Source organism: Pararobbsia silviterrae, from assembly GCF_003628125.1.
In the GTDB taxonomy this organism is placed as follows: Bacteria; Pseudomonadota; Gammaproteobacteria; order Burkholderiales; family Burkholderiaceae; genus Pararobbsia; species Pararobbsia silviterrae.
In genome coordinates this window covers 98,606-114,911 of record NZ_RBZU01000004.1, presented here as the reverse complement: position 1 = coordinate 114,911, position 16,306 = coordinate 98,606, and the positions used below count along the sequence as shown (strand labels likewise).

15 protein-coding genes and 1 riboswitch are annotated in these 16,306 nt (G+C 63.7%); of the genes, 7 read left to right on the top strand and 8 right to left on the bottom strand.

The features are described from left to right. Window positions 1–2: 2 nt before the first annotated feature. The 4 genes from D7S86_RS10985 to D7S86_RS10970 form a co-directional block, all read right to left on the bottom strand. Window positions 3–566 (bottom strand): cupredoxin domain-containing protein, encoded by a 564-nt coding sequence (locus tag D7S86_RS10985; RefSeq protein ID WP_121086330.1) that lies wholly within the window; start codon window positions 564–566, stop codon window positions 3–5. A gap of 16 nt (window positions 567–582) precedes the next feature. Next, on the bottom strand, window positions 583–768 hold the full coding sequence (locus D7S86_RS10980) for a hypothetical protein (protein ID WP_121086329.1): 186 nt from the start codon (window positions 766–768) through the stop codon (window positions 583–585). A 61-nt stretch (window positions 769–829) separates the two neighbouring features. Then, entirely contained in the window at window positions 830–2,119 is a 1,290-nt protein-coding gene (locus tag D7S86_RS10975) for a c-type cytochrome (protein WP_121086327.1), read from the bottom strand. 12 nt (window positions 2,120–2,131) lie between these two features. Further along, on the bottom strand, window positions 2,132–2,782 hold the full coding sequence (locus D7S86_RS10970; protein ID WP_121086899.1) for a c-type cytochrome: 651 nt from the start codon (window positions 2,780–2,782) through the stop codon (window positions 2,132–2,134). An 890-nt stretch (window positions 2,783–3,672) separates the two neighbouring features. On the opposite strand from D7S86_RS10970, the gene D7S86_RS10965 reads away from it, so the two are divergent. Together D7S86_RS10965 and mdcH are read left to right on the top strand one after the other, a co-directional pair. Further along, window positions 3,673–4,368, top strand: a complete 696-nt coding sequence (locus D7S86_RS10965; RefSeq protein ID WP_158601925.1) for a malonate decarboxylase holo-ACP synthase — start codon at window positions 3,673–3,675, stop codon at window positions 4,366–4,368. Then, window positions 4,365–5,303 carry a malonate decarboxylase subunit epsilon gene (gene mdcH, locus D7S86_RS10960; RefSeq protein ID WP_121086323.1) on the top strand — a complete coding sequence of 313 codons (939 nt, stop codon included), beginning with the start codon at window positions 4,365–4,367 and terminating at the stop codon, window positions 5,301–5,303. Before D7S86_RS10965 ends, mdcH begins: the two co-directional genes overlap by 4 nt. 103 nt (window positions 5,304–5,406) lie before the next feature. Here the strand turns inward: mdcH and D7S86_RS10955 are convergent, their stop codons facing one another. Further along, window positions 5,407–6,321, bottom strand: coding sequence for a LysR family transcriptional regulator (locus tag D7S86_RS10955; RefSeq protein WP_121086321.1), 915 nt, complete (start codon window positions 6,319–6,321; stop codon window positions 5,407–5,409). 50 nt (window positions 6,322–6,371) lie between these two features. Continuing rightward, a complete protein-coding gene (locus tag D7S86_RS10950; protein ID WP_121086319.1) occupies window positions 6,372–7,127 on the bottom strand; it encodes an SDR family oxidoreductase in 756 nt (251 codons plus the stop codon). A 227-nt stretch (window positions 7,128–7,354) separates the two neighbouring features. Between D7S86_RS10950 and D7S86_RS10945 the strand changes: the two genes are divergently transcribed. Beyond that, entirely contained in the window at window positions 7,355–8,236 is an 882-nt protein-coding gene (locus tag D7S86_RS10945; protein ID WP_121086317.1) for a PIG-L deacetylase family protein, read from the top strand. A 185-nt stretch (window positions 8,237–8,421) separates the two neighbouring features. After that, window positions 8,422–9,576 (top strand): endo-1,4-beta-xylanase, encoded by a 1,155-nt coding sequence (locus D7S86_RS10940; protein WP_121086897.1) that lies wholly within the window; start codon window positions 8,422–8,424, stop codon window positions 9,574–9,576. Window positions 9,577–9,718: 142 nt separating this feature from the next. On the opposite strand, the gene D7S86_RS10935 is transcribed toward D7S86_RS10940, so the two are convergent. Beyond that, window positions 9,719–11,023, bottom strand: coding sequence for a purine-cytosine permease family protein (locus D7S86_RS10935; RefSeq protein WP_121086315.1), 1,305 nt, complete (start codon window positions 11,021–11,023; stop codon window positions 9,719–9,721). A gap of 46 nt (window positions 11,024–11,069) precedes the next feature. Continuing rightward, window positions 11,070–11,205, bottom strand: a riboswitch (TPP riboswitch). A 276-nt stretch (window positions 11,206–11,481) separates the two neighbouring features. Here D7S86_RS10935 and D7S86_RS10930 point away from each other — a divergent pair. From D7S86_RS10930 to D7S86_RS10920, 3 genes are all read left to right on the top strand, one after another. Further along, window positions 11,482–11,754, top strand: coding sequence for a hypothetical protein (locus tag D7S86_RS10930; RefSeq protein ID WP_121086313.1), 273 nt, complete (start codon window positions 11,482–11,484; stop codon window positions 11,752–11,754). A gap of 116 nt (window positions 11,755–11,870) precedes the next feature. Next, window positions 11,871–12,710, top strand: a complete 840-nt coding sequence (locus D7S86_RS10925; RefSeq protein ID WP_121086311.1) for a DUF72 domain-containing protein — start codon at window positions 11,871–11,873, stop codon at window positions 12,708–12,710. Window positions 12,711–13,144: 434 nt separating this feature from the next. Next, window positions 13,145–14,191: a phage tail sheath family protein gene (locus D7S86_RS10920; RefSeq protein ID WP_121086895.1), complete on the top strand. Its 1,047-nt coding sequence runs from the start codon at window positions 13,145–13,147 to the stop codon at window positions 14,189–14,191. Between the two features lie 150 nt (window positions 14,192–14,341). On the opposite strand, the gene D7S86_RS10915 is transcribed toward D7S86_RS10920, so the two are convergent. Continuing rightward, complete coding sequence (locus tag D7S86_RS10915; RefSeq protein ID WP_205962788.1) at window positions 14,342–16,303, bottom strand: glycoside hydrolase family 127 protein; 1,962 nt, start codon at window positions 16,301–16,303, stop codon at window positions 14,342–14,344. Between the last annotated feature and the right edge of the window lie 3 nt (window positions 16,304–16,306).

Below are 16,306 nucleotides of genomic sequence, written 5' to 3'. Positions count from 1 at the left end.
GTTTATTGAACACAGCTGAGCCTCCGCGTATTCGCCGCCATCTTTGCAAACGCGTCCTTGTCGATGACCTTGACGTGCGCCCACATGCCTTCGTGGCCGACGCCGCAATATTCGTGGCAAGGCATCAGATGCTCGCCGGGTTTGTCGAACGTCGTATGAAAGGTCGACACGTAGCCGGGCTCGATCATGGAATTGATATTGGTGTTCGTGACGAGAAATCCGTGCACGACGTCGGCGCTCGTCGCGCGAAACGTAATCGGCGTATTCGCGGGGACCAGCAGACATTGCGGCGTGAACGAATACTGTTGCGCGATGAGCCGCACGGTCACCGACCCGTCGGACTCGGCCGCGCTGCCGAGATTGCTTTCGATGAATTCGCCCGACACGTTGAGCTTGAGCGGATCGATCGTTTCGACGCGCGAAGGCGGCATCATCGCCCAATGCAGTCCCGTGAAGACGACCATCGCGACCAGCAGCAAGACGATCGCGACGACGATCATCGCCCAGCGCCGCTCGACACGTTCGGCGACCTGCGCGCTTTCGCTCGAATGAGGTACCTGAGTCATGAGTAAAGAGTCCCGCTCATTGGATCACGCCACGCGGCACGAAAATAAAGAAGTAAAACGCGAACCAGAGCGCGATCACGATCGCGGTCGAGACGCCCGCGACGGCGATCGCGCCGCGCGGCCCGCTGCGCACGATCGCGTCGACCTCACGGTCTTCGTCGTCCGCGGGCCCGCTCGATCGGGTTGAAGAGGGGTCGCTCATGGATAGCCTCGGTCTTTCGATTCATTCGGTCCGGCTCGACGCTTCACGCGACGCGCCGGCATCAATTCAACGGCGCCGCGCGCAGATCGTTGGCCTCTTTCGGCGTCACGGGCGTGCCGTGATTGCCCCAGGCCGTGCGGATATACGTGACGACCGCCGCGACTTCGACATCCGACAGCGTCTGCGCGAAAGGCGGCATGCCGTACGGCCGCGGATTCTTCATCGTGCCCGGCGCATAGCCGCCGTTGAGCACCATGCGGATCGGGTTCACGGCCGACGTCATCTGGATCGACTGGTTATTCGCGAGCGGCGGGAAATCCGGCAGCTTGCCCAGGCCTTGCGCGCCGTGGCAGACCGCGCACTGCGCGTCATAGATCTTCTTGCCGAGCGGCGCGAGCGTCGACGTCTGCTCGGTCGTCGCCTGCGTCGGCTCGGCGATCGCCGTGCCGCTGCGTTCGGGCAACGACTTCAGATAGACCGACATCGCGCGAATATCGTCGTCGTTCAGATACTGAAGGCTGTCGTGCACGACCTGCGCCATCGGACCGTAGACCGCGCCGCGATTCGACACGCCCGATTGCAGCAGTGCGTCGATGTCCTCGATGCTCCACTCGCCGAGGCCCGCTTCCTTGTTCGACGTCAGCGATGGCGCGTACCAGTTCTGCATCGGAATCAGCCCGCCTTCGAAGGCCTTGCGTTCCGAACTGCCGCCCAGCGCGTTGATCGCCGTATGACACATCGTGCAGTGGCCGAGCCCTTGCACGAGATACGCGCCGCGATTCCACTCGACCGACATCTTCGGATCGGGCTTGTATTCGCCTTCGCGGAAATACAAGGTGCGCCAGCCGATCAGCAAGGAGCGCTGGTTATACGGAAAACGCAGCTCGTGGGGCCGGTTCGGCTCGTGAATCGGGGCCGTCGACTTGAGGAACGCGTAGATCGCGTCGGAGTCTTCGCGCGTGACCTTCGTATAGCTCGCGAACGGCATGGCCGGATAGATCAATTGACCGTCGCGCGACTTGCCCGTGTGCAACATCGCGTAAAACTGATCGGCCGTCCACGCGCCGATCCCGTATTCGCGATCCGACGAAATATTCGGCGTATAGAGCGCGCCGAACGGCGTATCCATCGCGAGACCGCCGGCGAATTCCTTACCGCCCGGCGCCGTGTGGCATGCGATGCAATCGCCCGCGCGCGCCAGATATTCGCCGCGCTTGAGCACGTCGGCGTGGCTCGCGGGCGCCGCGCTCTTGTCCTGTGCGTGCGCGGGCGTGGACGCGATGAACAGCCACGCCGCGGGCACAAGCGCCATCGCGACGATCGCCGTCTTCAAGATGCGGAGACGTGTCATTCTTTTCTCCGTCTAGTTCGGTTGACTGCTGCACGCAAGCGGCAGCTTGAGCGCGCCCTTTGCAACAGGTGACGGGTCCGAAGGCACCGGCAACGATGCGAGGTAGGCGGCCACGGCGGTAATGTCCTTCTCGTTGAGGCGCGATGCGATCGTATGCATGCAATCCGGTTCGGCCGTGCGGCGCGTGCCGTAGCGCCATGCGCCGAGCTGGGCGCTGATGTAATCCTGATGAAGGCCGACGAGCCCCGGAATCGCGGGATTCATGCCGGTCAGCGCGTTACCGTGGCAGCTCACGCACGCGGGGATGTTGTGCGACGCGTCGCCGTGCATCGCGAGCTGCTTGCCGTAGTCGAGCGTCGGCGCATCGACGCGCGGCGCTTCGGGTTCACGCGCGGGCGGCCGCTGCGTCGAAAAGTAATCGGCGATCTCCTGCAGGTACGCATCGGGCATGTACGCAAGCAGGTAATTCATCGGCGGGTATTTGCGCCGGCCGTCGCGAAACTCGACGAGCTGGTTGTAGAGATAGCCCGCAGGCTTGCCCGCGAGCCGCGGGAAATAGTCGTTGTCCGTGCCCTGCCCCTGTGTGCCATGGCAGGCCGCGCATCCCATCACACGCGCCGCGATGGTGTCGGGCGCGCGCTCGGGCGCGGCCTCGTCGGCCATGGCGATACGGCCGGCGCACGCCGCCCACGCGAGCAATACGGCGCACGTGACTTTGCCGCCCACGCTGTAGCGTTTGACCACCCCGATTCTCCTTTTCAAGCTGCACGATGCTTCGAACGTTTTCTGATGTCGTGCAAACCCGCGCGTCTAAGCGACATGACAGGCCATGCCATTTTCTATGGCCCTGCCACCGGGCTATTGATCTAGCGCAAGAACGCATGAAATGGCGCGCACGTATCTTGCAAGCAATCATTCCCGGTTCGTGTGACACACGGCTGCCTTGCGCACGTCATGCTGCTAAAAGGCTGCGATAGGTTCGCCAAACGATTCTAAGACCGACATTTCAAATCTTCAGACCGCGATCTCGGGCGGATCCGCCGGCCCGGCGGCGTGACGGTCGATGTCCGCCGACGACGTCGATGCTCGGGCATGACATCGGCAAAACGATGCGTCATGGGACGCCGTCTCGCTCGACGCCGCTTGGCTCGACAGCACGCCGCTCGCCGCCGCGATGCCTGGACGCCCATCTGCAACCGCCGCACATACGCTTGTCGTTAAGGCAGCGCCGCGAATCGTCGCGGCCCGACGGGTCGCGCGCTTGCCGCCATCGGAGGCCGAGCGCCGGTATACCGAGCGCGCATGCGGGAACCCTCTGAACCCAGTCTAGGCGTGGATCCATGACAGATTCAAGCCCGTTGGCGACAGACGACGCAAATGCTTACCGCGATCGGGTTCGCTTGCCTCGGCAACGCGGCCTGAATCGCTTTGCGCGCCATGCATTCGGGCTTCGGCCCTCTTGTGACCGTCGATGCGCATCCAGGGCGCCGCCTCGCGTCAATCGCCGGAGCGCGGTAGATTACGCATCTGTCGATTTCCGGCACGGCGCCACGATGTCCACCCTCCCCCTCATTCGACCGATTCATCCTATCCGTCCGCACGACCTGCTCTGGATGGCCGATGCGCGCGACCTGATCGTCGACGCGCCCGCGCCCGCATGGGTCACCTCCGCATGGCTCGTGCAAGCACCGGTCGTCGTGCGGCGTGAAGACACGGGCGACAGCGAACGTCTGCCGGTCGGCGTGCGCGGTATGACGCGCGCCGAGCGTCTCGCCGGGTATCTGCCCTTAAGTCGCGTCGTGCGGCGCGTGACCCCTGAAAACGTCGTTGAAGGATCGGCATCGATACTGTCGACGCTCGACGCGAATCTGCCGTGCCTGCAAGCGTTTGAACAGGTGCGCGCGCGGCTCGACGGCCTCGGCTTCGCGTGGGGCGTGACGGGCAGCGCGGGGTTCGCGCTGGCGACCGGCATCCGCGTGCTGCGCGACACCAGCGACCTCGATGTGTTGATCCGAATCCCGTCGCGGCCCGCCGACGATGTGCTCGATGCCTGCGCGCACGCATGCGCCGATGCGCCCGCGCGCATCGACGCGCAGATCGACACGGGATTCGGCGGCTTTGCGCTGCTCGAATGGCGCGCGCGACGCGGCCGCGTGCTGCTCAAGACCGCGCGCGGACCGGTGCTCGTCGAAGACCCGTGGCGCCCGGCTCGGGTCGAACCCGCTCAAACGGACGCCGCCCATCGATGAGCGGCGTTCTGTTCACGTTCCCCGGCCAGGGCTCGCAGCGCGCGGGCATGCTTCACGCGTTACCCGATGCGCCGGTCGTCCGACAGACGATCGACGCGGCAAGCCGCGCGCTTGGACGAAATGTGCTCGATCTCGATACCGATCACGCACTCGAATCGACGATCGCCGTACAACTCTGCCTGCTCGTCGCGGGTGTGGCCGGCGCGCGCCTCGTCGAAACGATCAGCGGTACGCCCGATATGGTCGCTGGCCTCTCGATCGGCGCGTATCCCGCCGCGGTCGTCGCCGGCGTACTCGACTTCGACGATGCGATACGACTCGTCGCACGACGCGCGGCCCTGATGGAGCAGGCATTTCCAAGCGGTTACGGCATGCTTGCGATCTCGGGCCTGAATCAGCGCGCGGTCGAACACGTGATCGACGCCGTCCACAGCGCCGCCTCGCCCGTTTATCTCGCGAATCTGAATGCCGAGCAGCAGATGGTCATCGCGGGCAGCGATTCAGCGCTCGCGCGCGCGGGTGCACTTGCGATCGATCGCGGCGCGCGGGCGGCCGAACGGCTTCGCGTGCCGGTGCCCTCGCACTGCGAATTGCTCGCGCCCGCCGCGGCCGAGCTCGCGCGGGCGTTCGAAGGCGTCGCGCTCGCGCGCCCGCGCATGACGTATCTGAGCAGCAGCGCCGCGCGTCCGATGACCGACGCGCAGAAGATCGGCGCCGATCTCGCGACCAATATGGCCCACCCCGTTCGCTGGCACGAAACGATGCGGCTCGCATGGGAACGCGGTGCGCGACTCGCCGTCGAGATGCCCGCGGGCCACGTGCTCACGCGGCTTGCATCGGACAGCTTTGCCGATGCGATCGCGATCAGTTTCGATGAAACGCGAACCGACAGCATCGTTGCCTTGATCGAGCGCACACGCGCGATGACCGACTAAAGCGTCGAAAGCGGCATGGGCCGATATATGAACGCGGCTCACGTATCGGAAAGCACACTGCACGAGGCATCACGCGCCTCGCCTGCCGTACCTCGCGACGCCGTCAGCTCCCGAGCAGCGACGACAAGCGGCAGACCGCGAGCAAGGCGAGCAGATTCGGATCGCGTTCGCGTGCGCGCCTGAAGCTGAGTCCGATCGTCTGGCGCATCACGTATTCGGACTTGAGGCGGATGAATTCGACTTTGTCGCCGAATGCACCGCGTACGCGGCCCGGCAGCAGCGTGCAGCCGACACCGCCGCTGACAAGATTCATCAGCGAGAAAATATCGCCCGTGCGCATCGAGATATCGGGCGTGAATCCGGCGATCCGGAACGCGTGGTCGAAATTGTCGGACGTCGCGAATCCGTCGGCGAGCGACACGAAGCGCTCGTCACGGCAATCGCGCAGATCGACTTCCTGCATCCGCGCGTACTTCGATCCCGCGGGCGCGGCGAAGAAAATATCGTCGTCGAACAGCGCGACCGATTCGATTTCGGGATCGGGGTCGGGAATCGCCATGAGCACGGCATCGAGTTCGCCGCGCTTGAGGCGTTCGAGCAAGGTCGCGTTCGAGCCGAGCACGAGCTCGACTTCGAGCGCGGGGCGCCGGACCTTGAGGTCCACCAGCACGCTCGGCACGGCGCGCGTCGTCAGCGAATACATCGAGCCGATCCGAAGCCGATTCGACGAATAGCCGGCCGCCTCGCGCGTCGCGCGAATCCCGTCGGTCATGGCCGCGATCACGTCGCGCGCGGTATCGGCGAGCACGCGCGCCGCATCGGTCGGGTTCAGATTGCGGCCTTCGTGCCGGAACAGCGTGCAACGCAGCCCCTGTTCGAGCGAATGCAAGGCGCGATGCACGCTGACGGTGCTCAGTTCGAGCGCCTCGGCTGCTCGGCCGAGATTGCCCGTTTCCATATAGGCGAGCAGCACTTCGAGCTTGCGAAACGTGATTTCTTCGTCGATTCGATTGCGCATGCGTGTGGCAGTCCGAGACCCGGTCGGGCGATTATCCGCTGTTCGGCGCGTCAATACGCGCGCAGCGTCCGCACGTCCTCGGTCGCGACCTCGCCGAACGTATCGCTGAACAGATAGTCGACGATCTTGCGCGCGGCATCGTCGGGCGATGCGAGCTGCGCATCGCGCTTGAGCGCTTCGAAGCGCTGGCGATCGGGAAAGCGTTCGAGCGTCGTGTCGCGGATCTCCGACTGCATCTGCGTATCGACGACGCCCGGTGCAAGGCTGCAGATCCGGATCGAACGATGCGCGTCGAGCGCGACGGCGCGCGCATGATGATCGAGCGCCGCCTTCGAGCCGCAATAGAGACTCCACCCCGCATAGGCATTGCGCGCCGCGCCGCTCGACACATGGACGATGCGGCGATCGGCGATCTGTGCGCTCGCCTGAGCGAATGCGGCGGCCAGCATCATCGGCGTCGCGACGTTGAGCTGGATCGCGCGCGCGATATCGGCGGGCGCCTGCACGTCGAGTCCGCCGACCGGACCGAGCGTGCCAGCGTTGTTGACGAGCGCCACGCACTCGGCGTGCGCGACGAAGGTCCGGATCTGCGATGTCGCGATCCACACCTCGACCCTTACCGCATCGGCCAGATCGACTTCGATCTGTGAGAACAAACCCGGGAAACGCTGCGCGAGCGATGGATTCGCACCGCGCGACACGCCGAGCACCTGAACGCCGCGCTCGAGCAGCTGGCTTGCCACGGCCGCGCCGATACCGCGCGTGTGGCCCGTCACGATCGCTTTGGTTGTCGAAAAGTCCGGCATGCGTGCGCCTCTGATCAGATCAATGGGATATCGCATCGGCGCCGTCCGCCCGGGCCCGCCGATGCCAGGCAAAGGCTATCAAAGGCTTGCGCATGAGCATAACCGTCCCGTCGTGCGCCGATGCGCGCATGCAACACGCGGGAAGCAAGCGATCGGCGCGGGATGCTAACGGCGATCGCGCGCGGCCCGTTACAATCTCGGACATATTGGTTTGAGAATCGTGCCCCATGCCTTCCGACGCCCCCAGCGATCCGTCGTCCGACGACTTCGACGCCTATGTCGCCGCCTTCCATGCGCTGTTGCATCGCAATCTTCCGATTCCCGCCGAATACCCGGGCCCGTGCGCGCCGCGCCGCGTCGATGCGTCGCGGCCGCTTGTCGCGATCGTGTCGCCGCATCCCGACGACGAATGCATCGTCGGCGGCCTTCCGCTTCGCCTGAGGCTCGAAGCCGGCTATGAAGTGCTCAATATCGCGGCCACGCTCGGCAGCAATGTCGGCCGCCGCGACGAACGCTGGACCGAACTGACTCATGCCTGCGAGGTGCTCGACTTCGCGACCGTCGATCCGCACTTCGTCGACCGGCTCCCGCTTCATCTGAAACGCCGCGAAAACGAGCCCGAAACATGGCGACGCGACGTCGCGCGGCTGGCCGAGGTCTTTGCCGAACACACGCCCGCGATCGTCATGTGTCCGCATGCGCAGGACGGCTCCGCCTCGCATATCGGCACGCATGCCCTGACGCTCGACGCGCTCGCGCTATATGGCAAGCCCGCCTGGCTCGTCCAAAGCGAGTTCTGGGGCACGATGCCGACGCCGAATCTGCTTGTCGAGCTCTCGAATCGCGATATCGCGCATCTGCTGCGCGCGCTCGTCTGCCACCGCAAGGAGGTCGAGCGCAATCCGTACCACCTGCGCCTGACATCATGGCTCGCGGACAGCGTGCGCCGCGGCGGCGAGACCGTGTTCGGCGCGGGCCTCGAACCGCCGTCCTACGATTTCGGCGCGGTCTATCGCGTCGACCGGTGGAACGGACAGCGGCTCGAACCGCTCGAACGGCGCGGCGCGGTCGGCATCGATGAGCCGTTGAACGCTTTCTTTGAGATCTGAACCGCACGACGGACCACCGTCGGCCTCCCGGAGACATCCGCATGACGCTTCGTGTCTGGCTTCGCACCCCGCATTCCGCGGATCCCGTCGACCCTGCCGCGCAGCATGAAAAGCGCCCTCGCGTCCGGCTCGATGCCGTACGTCGCGGCGCGCATGCCGCGCGCGCGACACGCGCGGCGACCGCCATGACAATCGCATGCGTCGCGAGCCTCGCGGGGCTTGCCGGATGCGCCGACGACTCCGGCTCGCCCGCATCCGGCGGCCCGCCGATCGCGATGCCCGCGCGCACCGACTTGCCGTCGCTCAAGACCGAGATGGCGCCGTATTTCAAGGTCGGCGCGGCGATCGAGCCCGATTCAATCGAAGCGCCCGCGGATTCGTCGTTGATCGCGTATCAGTTTTCGAGCCTGACCGCCGAAAACAAAATGAAGCCCGGCACGATCGGCAAGGCGGGCGAGCTTCAATATGACTTCCGCGCGGCCGACGAGATCGTCGCGTTCGCGCAGGCGCATGGCATCGCGGTGCGCGGTCATACGCTGGTCTGGCATTACAAGAACGGAAACTGGACCGAGGCGCCCGACTGGTTCTTCGCGGGGGATCCGCACGATCCCGGCTACCGGACGCAGGTCGCGGCGCGGCTCACGCGATATGTGACCGATGTCGTCACGCACTTCCGGGGCAAGATCTACGCATGGGACGTCGTCAACGAAGTCATCAGCGACGATCCGCATACCGTCTATCGCGAGGACAGTCCGTGGTATCGCGCGCTAGGCAAGGACTACATCGCGATCGCCTTCCGCGCCGCGCATGCGGCCGATCCGGCGGCGAAGCTCTATATCAACGAATACAGCACGGACGATGACGGCAAGCGCGCGCGACTGTTGTCGGTCGTGCGCGAATTGCGCGCGCAGGGCGTGCCGATCGACGGCGTCGGACACCAGATGCACATCAGCATCGACTGGCCGCCGATCTCGCATATCAAGCAGGCCTTCGACGACGTCGCGGCGCTCGGGCTCGAAAATCAGGTCACCGAACTCGATGTGAGTTTCTATAACGATCCCGGTTCGTGCTGGAGCAATCACGGCACCTGCCGTCCCGACTACGGACGTCATGTGCCGAACGACGTGCTGCGCGCGCAGGCGCTGCGTTATCGCGCATTGTTCGACCTGTTCAAGCAGGAACCGTCGATCAAGGCCGTGACGTTCTGGGGCTATTCCGACAAGCACACCTGGCTGTCGTCGACGCCGGTCAGCCGCACGAACCAGCCTTTGCTGTTCAACGCGTCGTTGCAACCGAAGGCCGCGTTCTGGACGATCGTCGATCCGACGTATCGTCCGTAATCATCCGTGCAGGATCGGCCGAACAAGCCTCGGCCGGCCTCCGCCCCGGACCCCACGCCCGCACGCGCCGCAGCCTCATATGCGGGCTGGGGTGCGAAGTGCGGCCGCTTGGATCATCGGGGCCTTTGATGCCCCACACGCCTTAACGCGCCACGCCGCCCTGCACGGCCGGATTCGATGCCTCGGGCGACCAGCGCGCAAACAACCGATACAGCACGAAACTCACGACGAGCGACGGCAGCGATGCACCCCATTGCGGCTGATAGCGCGTGATGTATTGGTAGAGCGCGATGCCGACGATCCACGCGACGGCGCCGACCCAGCTCAGCGACACCGACGTCTGATCGGGCGTGCGCGGATGGAAACCGTGATGCGCGATCACGACGCCGAACAGCGGCACGAACACCGAACCGAGCAGGTAGAGGAAGTCCTGATAGTTCTGGATCGGCAATACGAGCGCAAGAATCGTCGCGACAACGCCGAGGACCGGTCCCCAGACGCGCACCGACCACTTCGGCACGAGGCTGTGCGACGACACCGCCGCCGAATAGAGATCGCTATAGCCGTTATCGGTTTCGTCGATGAGGATCAGGGCAAGCGCGAGCGCACCGAAGCTCGCTTGCAGGATCGTCGGCATCAGATCCGCGCCCGGATGCGACGCGGCGATCAGGATCCCGAGCAAAAAGCACCAGGCATTCGCGAAGCCATAGCCAATGAAGGTGCCGCCGAACGCAGCGCTCGGCGAGCGGCCGTAGCGCGTGTAATCGGCGACGAGCGGAATCCACGAGATCGGCATCGCGATCACGAGATCGACGGCCGCCGCGAACGCGAGACCGCCCTTGCCGGGTGCGGTCAACATGGCCGGCGTTGCGTCATGGATAAATCGGATCGTGAGCCAGACCAGCGCAATGAGCATGAGCCAGAGTCCGACGCGCCGAATGAACTGGCGCACGACGCCGACCATGCTCAACGTCAGCAGCCCGACGAGCACGGCGCCTGCGATGACGGTCAGCAACGATGCGTTGAGCGGACTTGCGGCATGCTTGGCGATCGCGCCGAGACCGTCGCGCAGCACGACGATTTCGAACACGGCCCAACCGATGAGCTGGAGCACGTTCAACGCGATTGGCAGCATCGCGAACCGCTTGCCAAGCGCACTCCAGATGAGTCCCGCGCTCGAAACGCCCGACCTCGAACCGAGATACCCGACCCATGCGAGCAACAGCGTCCCGCCGATCGTGCCGATCGCGACGGCCCCTGCCGCGCCGACCCCGCTGAGCGCCGGGATCAGCAGCGCTCCGGCCTGCATGACAAGCAGACCGACGCCGAGACTGCCCCATAGCGCGAGGTAATCGGTAAAGCCAAGCTTGCGTTGATCGGCGGGAACGGGACGCAACGACTCGTTGACAAGGGTCGTCGTGCGCGATGAAAGCGGAGAGGCGGACATGATGCGGCTACCGGTTGTGTCGAGGACTGATCCGGAGCGCCATGTGAGGATGACCTGCACGCTTCCCTACGCTGGTACGAGCCAGATCAGGTTCAGCGGGTCGAGTGCTGGCGGATGCGCTTGACGCAAGCATCCGCGGGCGCCCTCTCAGCCGGCATCCACCGGCTCCCCGAGCAAGCCGACACCTTCGCACGCACACGGAATTTCGTCAAACGAAATGCGGCAAAGGCATGACAGTGGCGGGGGTGCTTCGCGGCGGCGGCGCCGAATATTTCTCTAAAGCGAGACGGTTTCTTTCTATTTCATTACATGGCGTACGCGGGCGGCGAAAATGCCTCAAATCACACACGAATACGCAACCCTTCGCCGCCTGATATAGGTCACGACGCACGGATCTCGACAGCGCTACACTGCAGATGCGCAGTCAAAACGAAACTTCCATCGCAAGGATGCCTGTCATGACGCTCGACCCCCATCGTCTGTCCGCCACTGAATCTCCGGATCGCATTACGCGTCCCGATCCCGAGCACTTCCAAGCCGCGCTGGGTCATGTCGAGGACCAGTACGGATCGGGCCATCTCGCGGCAAGCGCCGCGCGCGGCCTTGTCTATAGCATCGTCGAAACGCTCGGCGCCTTCGTCGGCGATCCCGACCTGCCCGAGCATGTCCGCTCGGGATACCAGGGCTTGCTCGAATCGGCACGCGAGCTGCGCGCAAAGATCGGCGAATGAACGCGGCACGGCGTCATGCGACGCGCGCTGAGACCACGGCTCAAACGGCCGCAGCGTCTCATGCGACTCAAACAGCAGCTAAAGCGGCTAAAACGGCCCGAGCGACGGGTGACGTCATGCCGCTCGTCAATCCCAATCCGCCGAGCGCCGCGCATCCGGCGATCAAGGTCGGCATCGGCGGATGGGCCTTCGAACCGTGGCGCGGCACGTTTTACCCCGAGCATCTGCCGCAATCGAAAGAACTCGCCTATGCGAGCCGCGAACTGACGGCGATCGAAATCAACGGCACGTACTACGGACTGCAAAAGCCCACGACGTTTGCGAAATGGCGCGACGAAACGCCGGACGGCTTCGTGTTTTCGCTCAAGGCGACGCGCTATGCAACGAACCGTCGCGTCCTTGCAGAAGCAGGCGATTCGATCGAGCGCTTCGTGCAGAGCGGCATCACGGAACTCGGCCCCAAGCTCGGTCCGATCGTCTGGCAGTTTGCGCCGACGAAGATATTCGATCCGGAGGACTTTGAAGCTTTCGTCGAGTTGCTGCCCAAGCATATCGACAGTCACGCGCTACGACACGTGCTTGAGGTTCGGCACGCGAGCTTCATGACCGACGCATTCATCAAGCTCGTGCGACGGCACAAGATGGCGACCGTCTTCACGGATTCGTCCGACTATCCCTCGTTTGCCGATTTAAGTACGGATTTCGCGTATGCACGGCTCATGTGCAGCAGCGAGAAACTCAAGACGGGCTATGCGCCGAAAGCGCTCGACGCATGGACCGAACGTGCGCGCACGTGGGCGGCGGGGAGCACGCCCGACGACTTGCCGCGCGTTTCAAGCAAGGACAAAACCGCACGCACGCGCGAGGTGTTCGTGTTCTTCATCAACGGCGCGAAGGTGCGCGCGCCTGAAGCGGCCAGAAGTTTAATCGCTCGACTGGCTAAGTCACCCAAATAGACGACGCACGCTTGAATCGGGGCTTTGCTCAAGAACCTGCACATCGACGCTCGGGGGCCTGGTATATCGCGCCATGCGCCCAGACATCGAACATCGCGCCCTGAGCCGCGGAACACCACGGCAGATCCCTGTGCGACACGCATTGGCGCGCACGCACCGCTTTCTCCCTCATCGACATCCGACCCATCTGTCGTTCCATCAAAAGCGCACCCCTCCTTCGCAAACTCTTTCGCATTCCGGATATCGATCGGCAGACGCGAGCGCTAGTCTTAGACGCATGACCTGGCATTGTTTCAGCCTAAGCACGTTCAGCGCGCGAATCGAAACGGCCAGACTGACCGCGCCCCGATGCGACGCGCGGTGACGCCACAACGATCGAGATTTCGCGCGTGCTCGGCCACCTGTCGCACGCATACCTGAAAAGGAGCCATACGATGCCGATCGCGACACGCTACCCTGGCGTCTATATCGATGAAGACGCTTCTCCAGCGATCTCCGTCAACGCGCTGCCGACGGCAGTGCCGTTGTTCGCGATGAGCTATACGAATACGTCCACGACGCCGGTCAAGTTCAATAGCTACCTTGATGTGCTTCAGTACTACAAGGCCAGTGACCTCGATACCATCGCGGTGCGAGGCTTGCGCGCCTATTTCGAATGTGGCGGCGGTCCCTGTTGGGCGGTCGACTGGGACGTCCTTGCCAAGGCGGCCGATGAACTCGGCGACGCAATCACATTGATTGTGCAAAACACGTTCGATGACGTTGCCCCAAATCCATCGGACACACGACACTTTTTCCTTCTCGATGGCCCCACTACGGAAATCACGGATGGCACGGCAAACTCGGCCTACACCGCAAACCCGTACGCCGCGGTCTATTACCCGACGATCGTCGTCCCATGGAGTCAAGGCTATGTCCCAGCCAGCGCCATCATGGCAGGGCTGTACTGCAAAAACGACAGCACACGCGGCGTCTGGAATGCGCCGGCCAATATGCTGCTGCCCACGGGTTATCAGCCCTCCTACCCGATGACCGACAGCCTGCAAGCGCAATACAACTCGAGAAAAGCGATCAATATGATCCGCTCCTTCCCCAATCGCGGAACGGTCGTCTGGGGCGCACGCACATTGGACAACAGCGACAACTGGCGCTATATCAACGTACGCCGTCTCTTCAACAGCACAGAACGCGATATCAGCAGCGCCATGCGCAAGATGGTCTTCGAACCGAACAATCAACCCACCTGGCGGAAGATCTACACGGCAATCGATAGCTACCTCTACAGCCTCTGGCAACAAGGCGCACTGGTCGGCGTCAAGCCCGAAGACGCGTATTTCGTTCAAATCGGCGAAGGCGTCACGATGACGGCCGACGACATCGCGCAAGGCAAGATGATCGCCAAGGTCGGCATGGCCGCCGTGCGGCCCGCGGAATTCATTATTATCGAATTCACGCAGGACATGCAAAGCGTGACTGCATGACCGGCCAAGCGTGAAGCGTGAATTGAGCGCATTAAACGCTTGCAACGACTCGACCCACTCGAGAATCCGACACGCTTGCGCGCCTCAAACACAAAACGCCCGCGACCTCTCGGCCGCGGGCGTCAGCACGCTATCCAGACATCTTCGCGATCAAGCCTCGCGATAATTCATCCACACCTTCATCGGCCCGCTTTCGCGGTTATGCCATGCGAAGTACGGAATCGCGAGCAGATCGATCGGCGTCGCCGAGACATCGCCGCGCGGATTGCCGAACGGACGATAGAGCTCGCCCTCCCACGCCGAATCGATCGCACGCCGCTCGGCCGCGCCCTTGAGCGCGACGACGCCGTTCAGCAACGCCGGCTCCCAATTCGCCGCGACACGCGCCGGATCGACATAGACCTCGTCGAGATCGATGCCCTTCATATCCGCTTGCTCGATGCAATAGAGCACCGGGCCGCGGCTCAGCGCCACACGGCCCCGGTTGTCGGCGACCTTCGGATGCGTCTGCCAAACCCGCACGCTCATCGGCAGATCAAGGCGCACGCGATCGCCGCTCTTCCAGGCGCGCTCGATCGTCACATACCCGTTCGCATCGGGCGTCGCATCGACGGCCGCGCCGTTGACGCTCAACGTGACGCGCGACCCGGCCTCGGCTTGCCCCTCACGCGACGTCAACGCCGCATGTTCACGGCTCCAGCCCGGAATCCGAAGCTTGAGGCCGAACGTCGCGTCGGCATCGATCGAGATGTCGATCGCCCCATCCCACGGATACTGCGTGCGCTGCGAAATCGCGACCGTCTTGCCCGCGACATCGACCTTCGCATCGCTGTCGAGATACAGATGCACATACAGCGAGGCCGCATCCGTGCCGTAGACATAACCGGGCAACGACGCGATCGTGCGCGCGACGTTCGGCGGGCAGCATGCGCAGTAGTACCAGTCCTGACGCCGATGGCTGCCGTCGTTTTCGAGCGGATTCACGTAGTAGTATCCGCGGCCGTCGAGCGACCAGCCCGGCAGCATGCCGTTATAAAGCGTCCATTCGAACAGATCGACGTAACGCGCATCGCCCGTCGCGGCCAGCATGCGATGGCACCACATCATGCTGCCGATCGCCGCGCACGTTTCCGTGTACGCCTGCGAGTTCGGCAACTCGTAGTCAGCGCCGATCGCCTCGCCGTCGTGCCGCGCGCCGACGCCGCCCGTGATGTACATGCGGTTCGCGGTCAACCGATCCCACAGCGTTTCAAGCCGCGGCAACAGCCCTTCCTCACCCGTCTCGAGATACAGATCCGTGATCCCGCACGCCATATAAAGCGCGCGCACGGCGTGACCGGCGAGCGCTTCCATCTGATCGAACGGTACGTCGTCCTGAAAGTAAGCATCACCAAAACGTCCGCCCTTGAGCAGGCCGTGACCGCGCGCCTTGATAAAGAATCGCGCGAGTTCGATATACCGCGTATGACCGGTCTCGCGTGCGAGTTCGATCAGCGCCATCTCGATCTCTTCGTGACCGTCGATCGCCTCGACCTTGCCGTCCGAAGCCGGGCCGAAACGCTTGCAAAGCATATCGGCGAAACGCACCGCGATATTGAGCAATCGCGTCTTGCCCGTCGCGCGATGATGCGCGACCGCGGCTTGAATCAGGTGACCGCCGACATACATCTCGTGCAGATCGCGCAGGTTTTCCCACTTCTCGTCGCGACGATCGACGCTGAAATACGTGTCGATATAGCCGTCCTCTTCCTGCGCGCGCTCGATGAGCTCGATGCCCTCTTCGATGCGCTTTTCGAGCTCGGCGTCCGGTCCGCGCGCGACGAGCCACGACGCGGCTTCGAGCCATTTATAGAGATCGGAATCGTTGAAGAACAAGCCTTCGAACGGACCGTCGTATTCGCCGAACACGCGCCGGAAATTATTGAGCCGGTTCGTGCTTTCAAGCAGATCCCATTGGCTCGGCAGCGTGGCTTTCCGAACCGTCTCGAATCGCTTGCCCCAGAAGTCGCCTTGCAACTCGACGGCCGTCACCGGGACGGGCTTGATCCGCGCATACGTCGTCGACGCGAAGTCGACGACCACGGGTTGACGCAGGGTTCTCGTGTCGTTCATGGT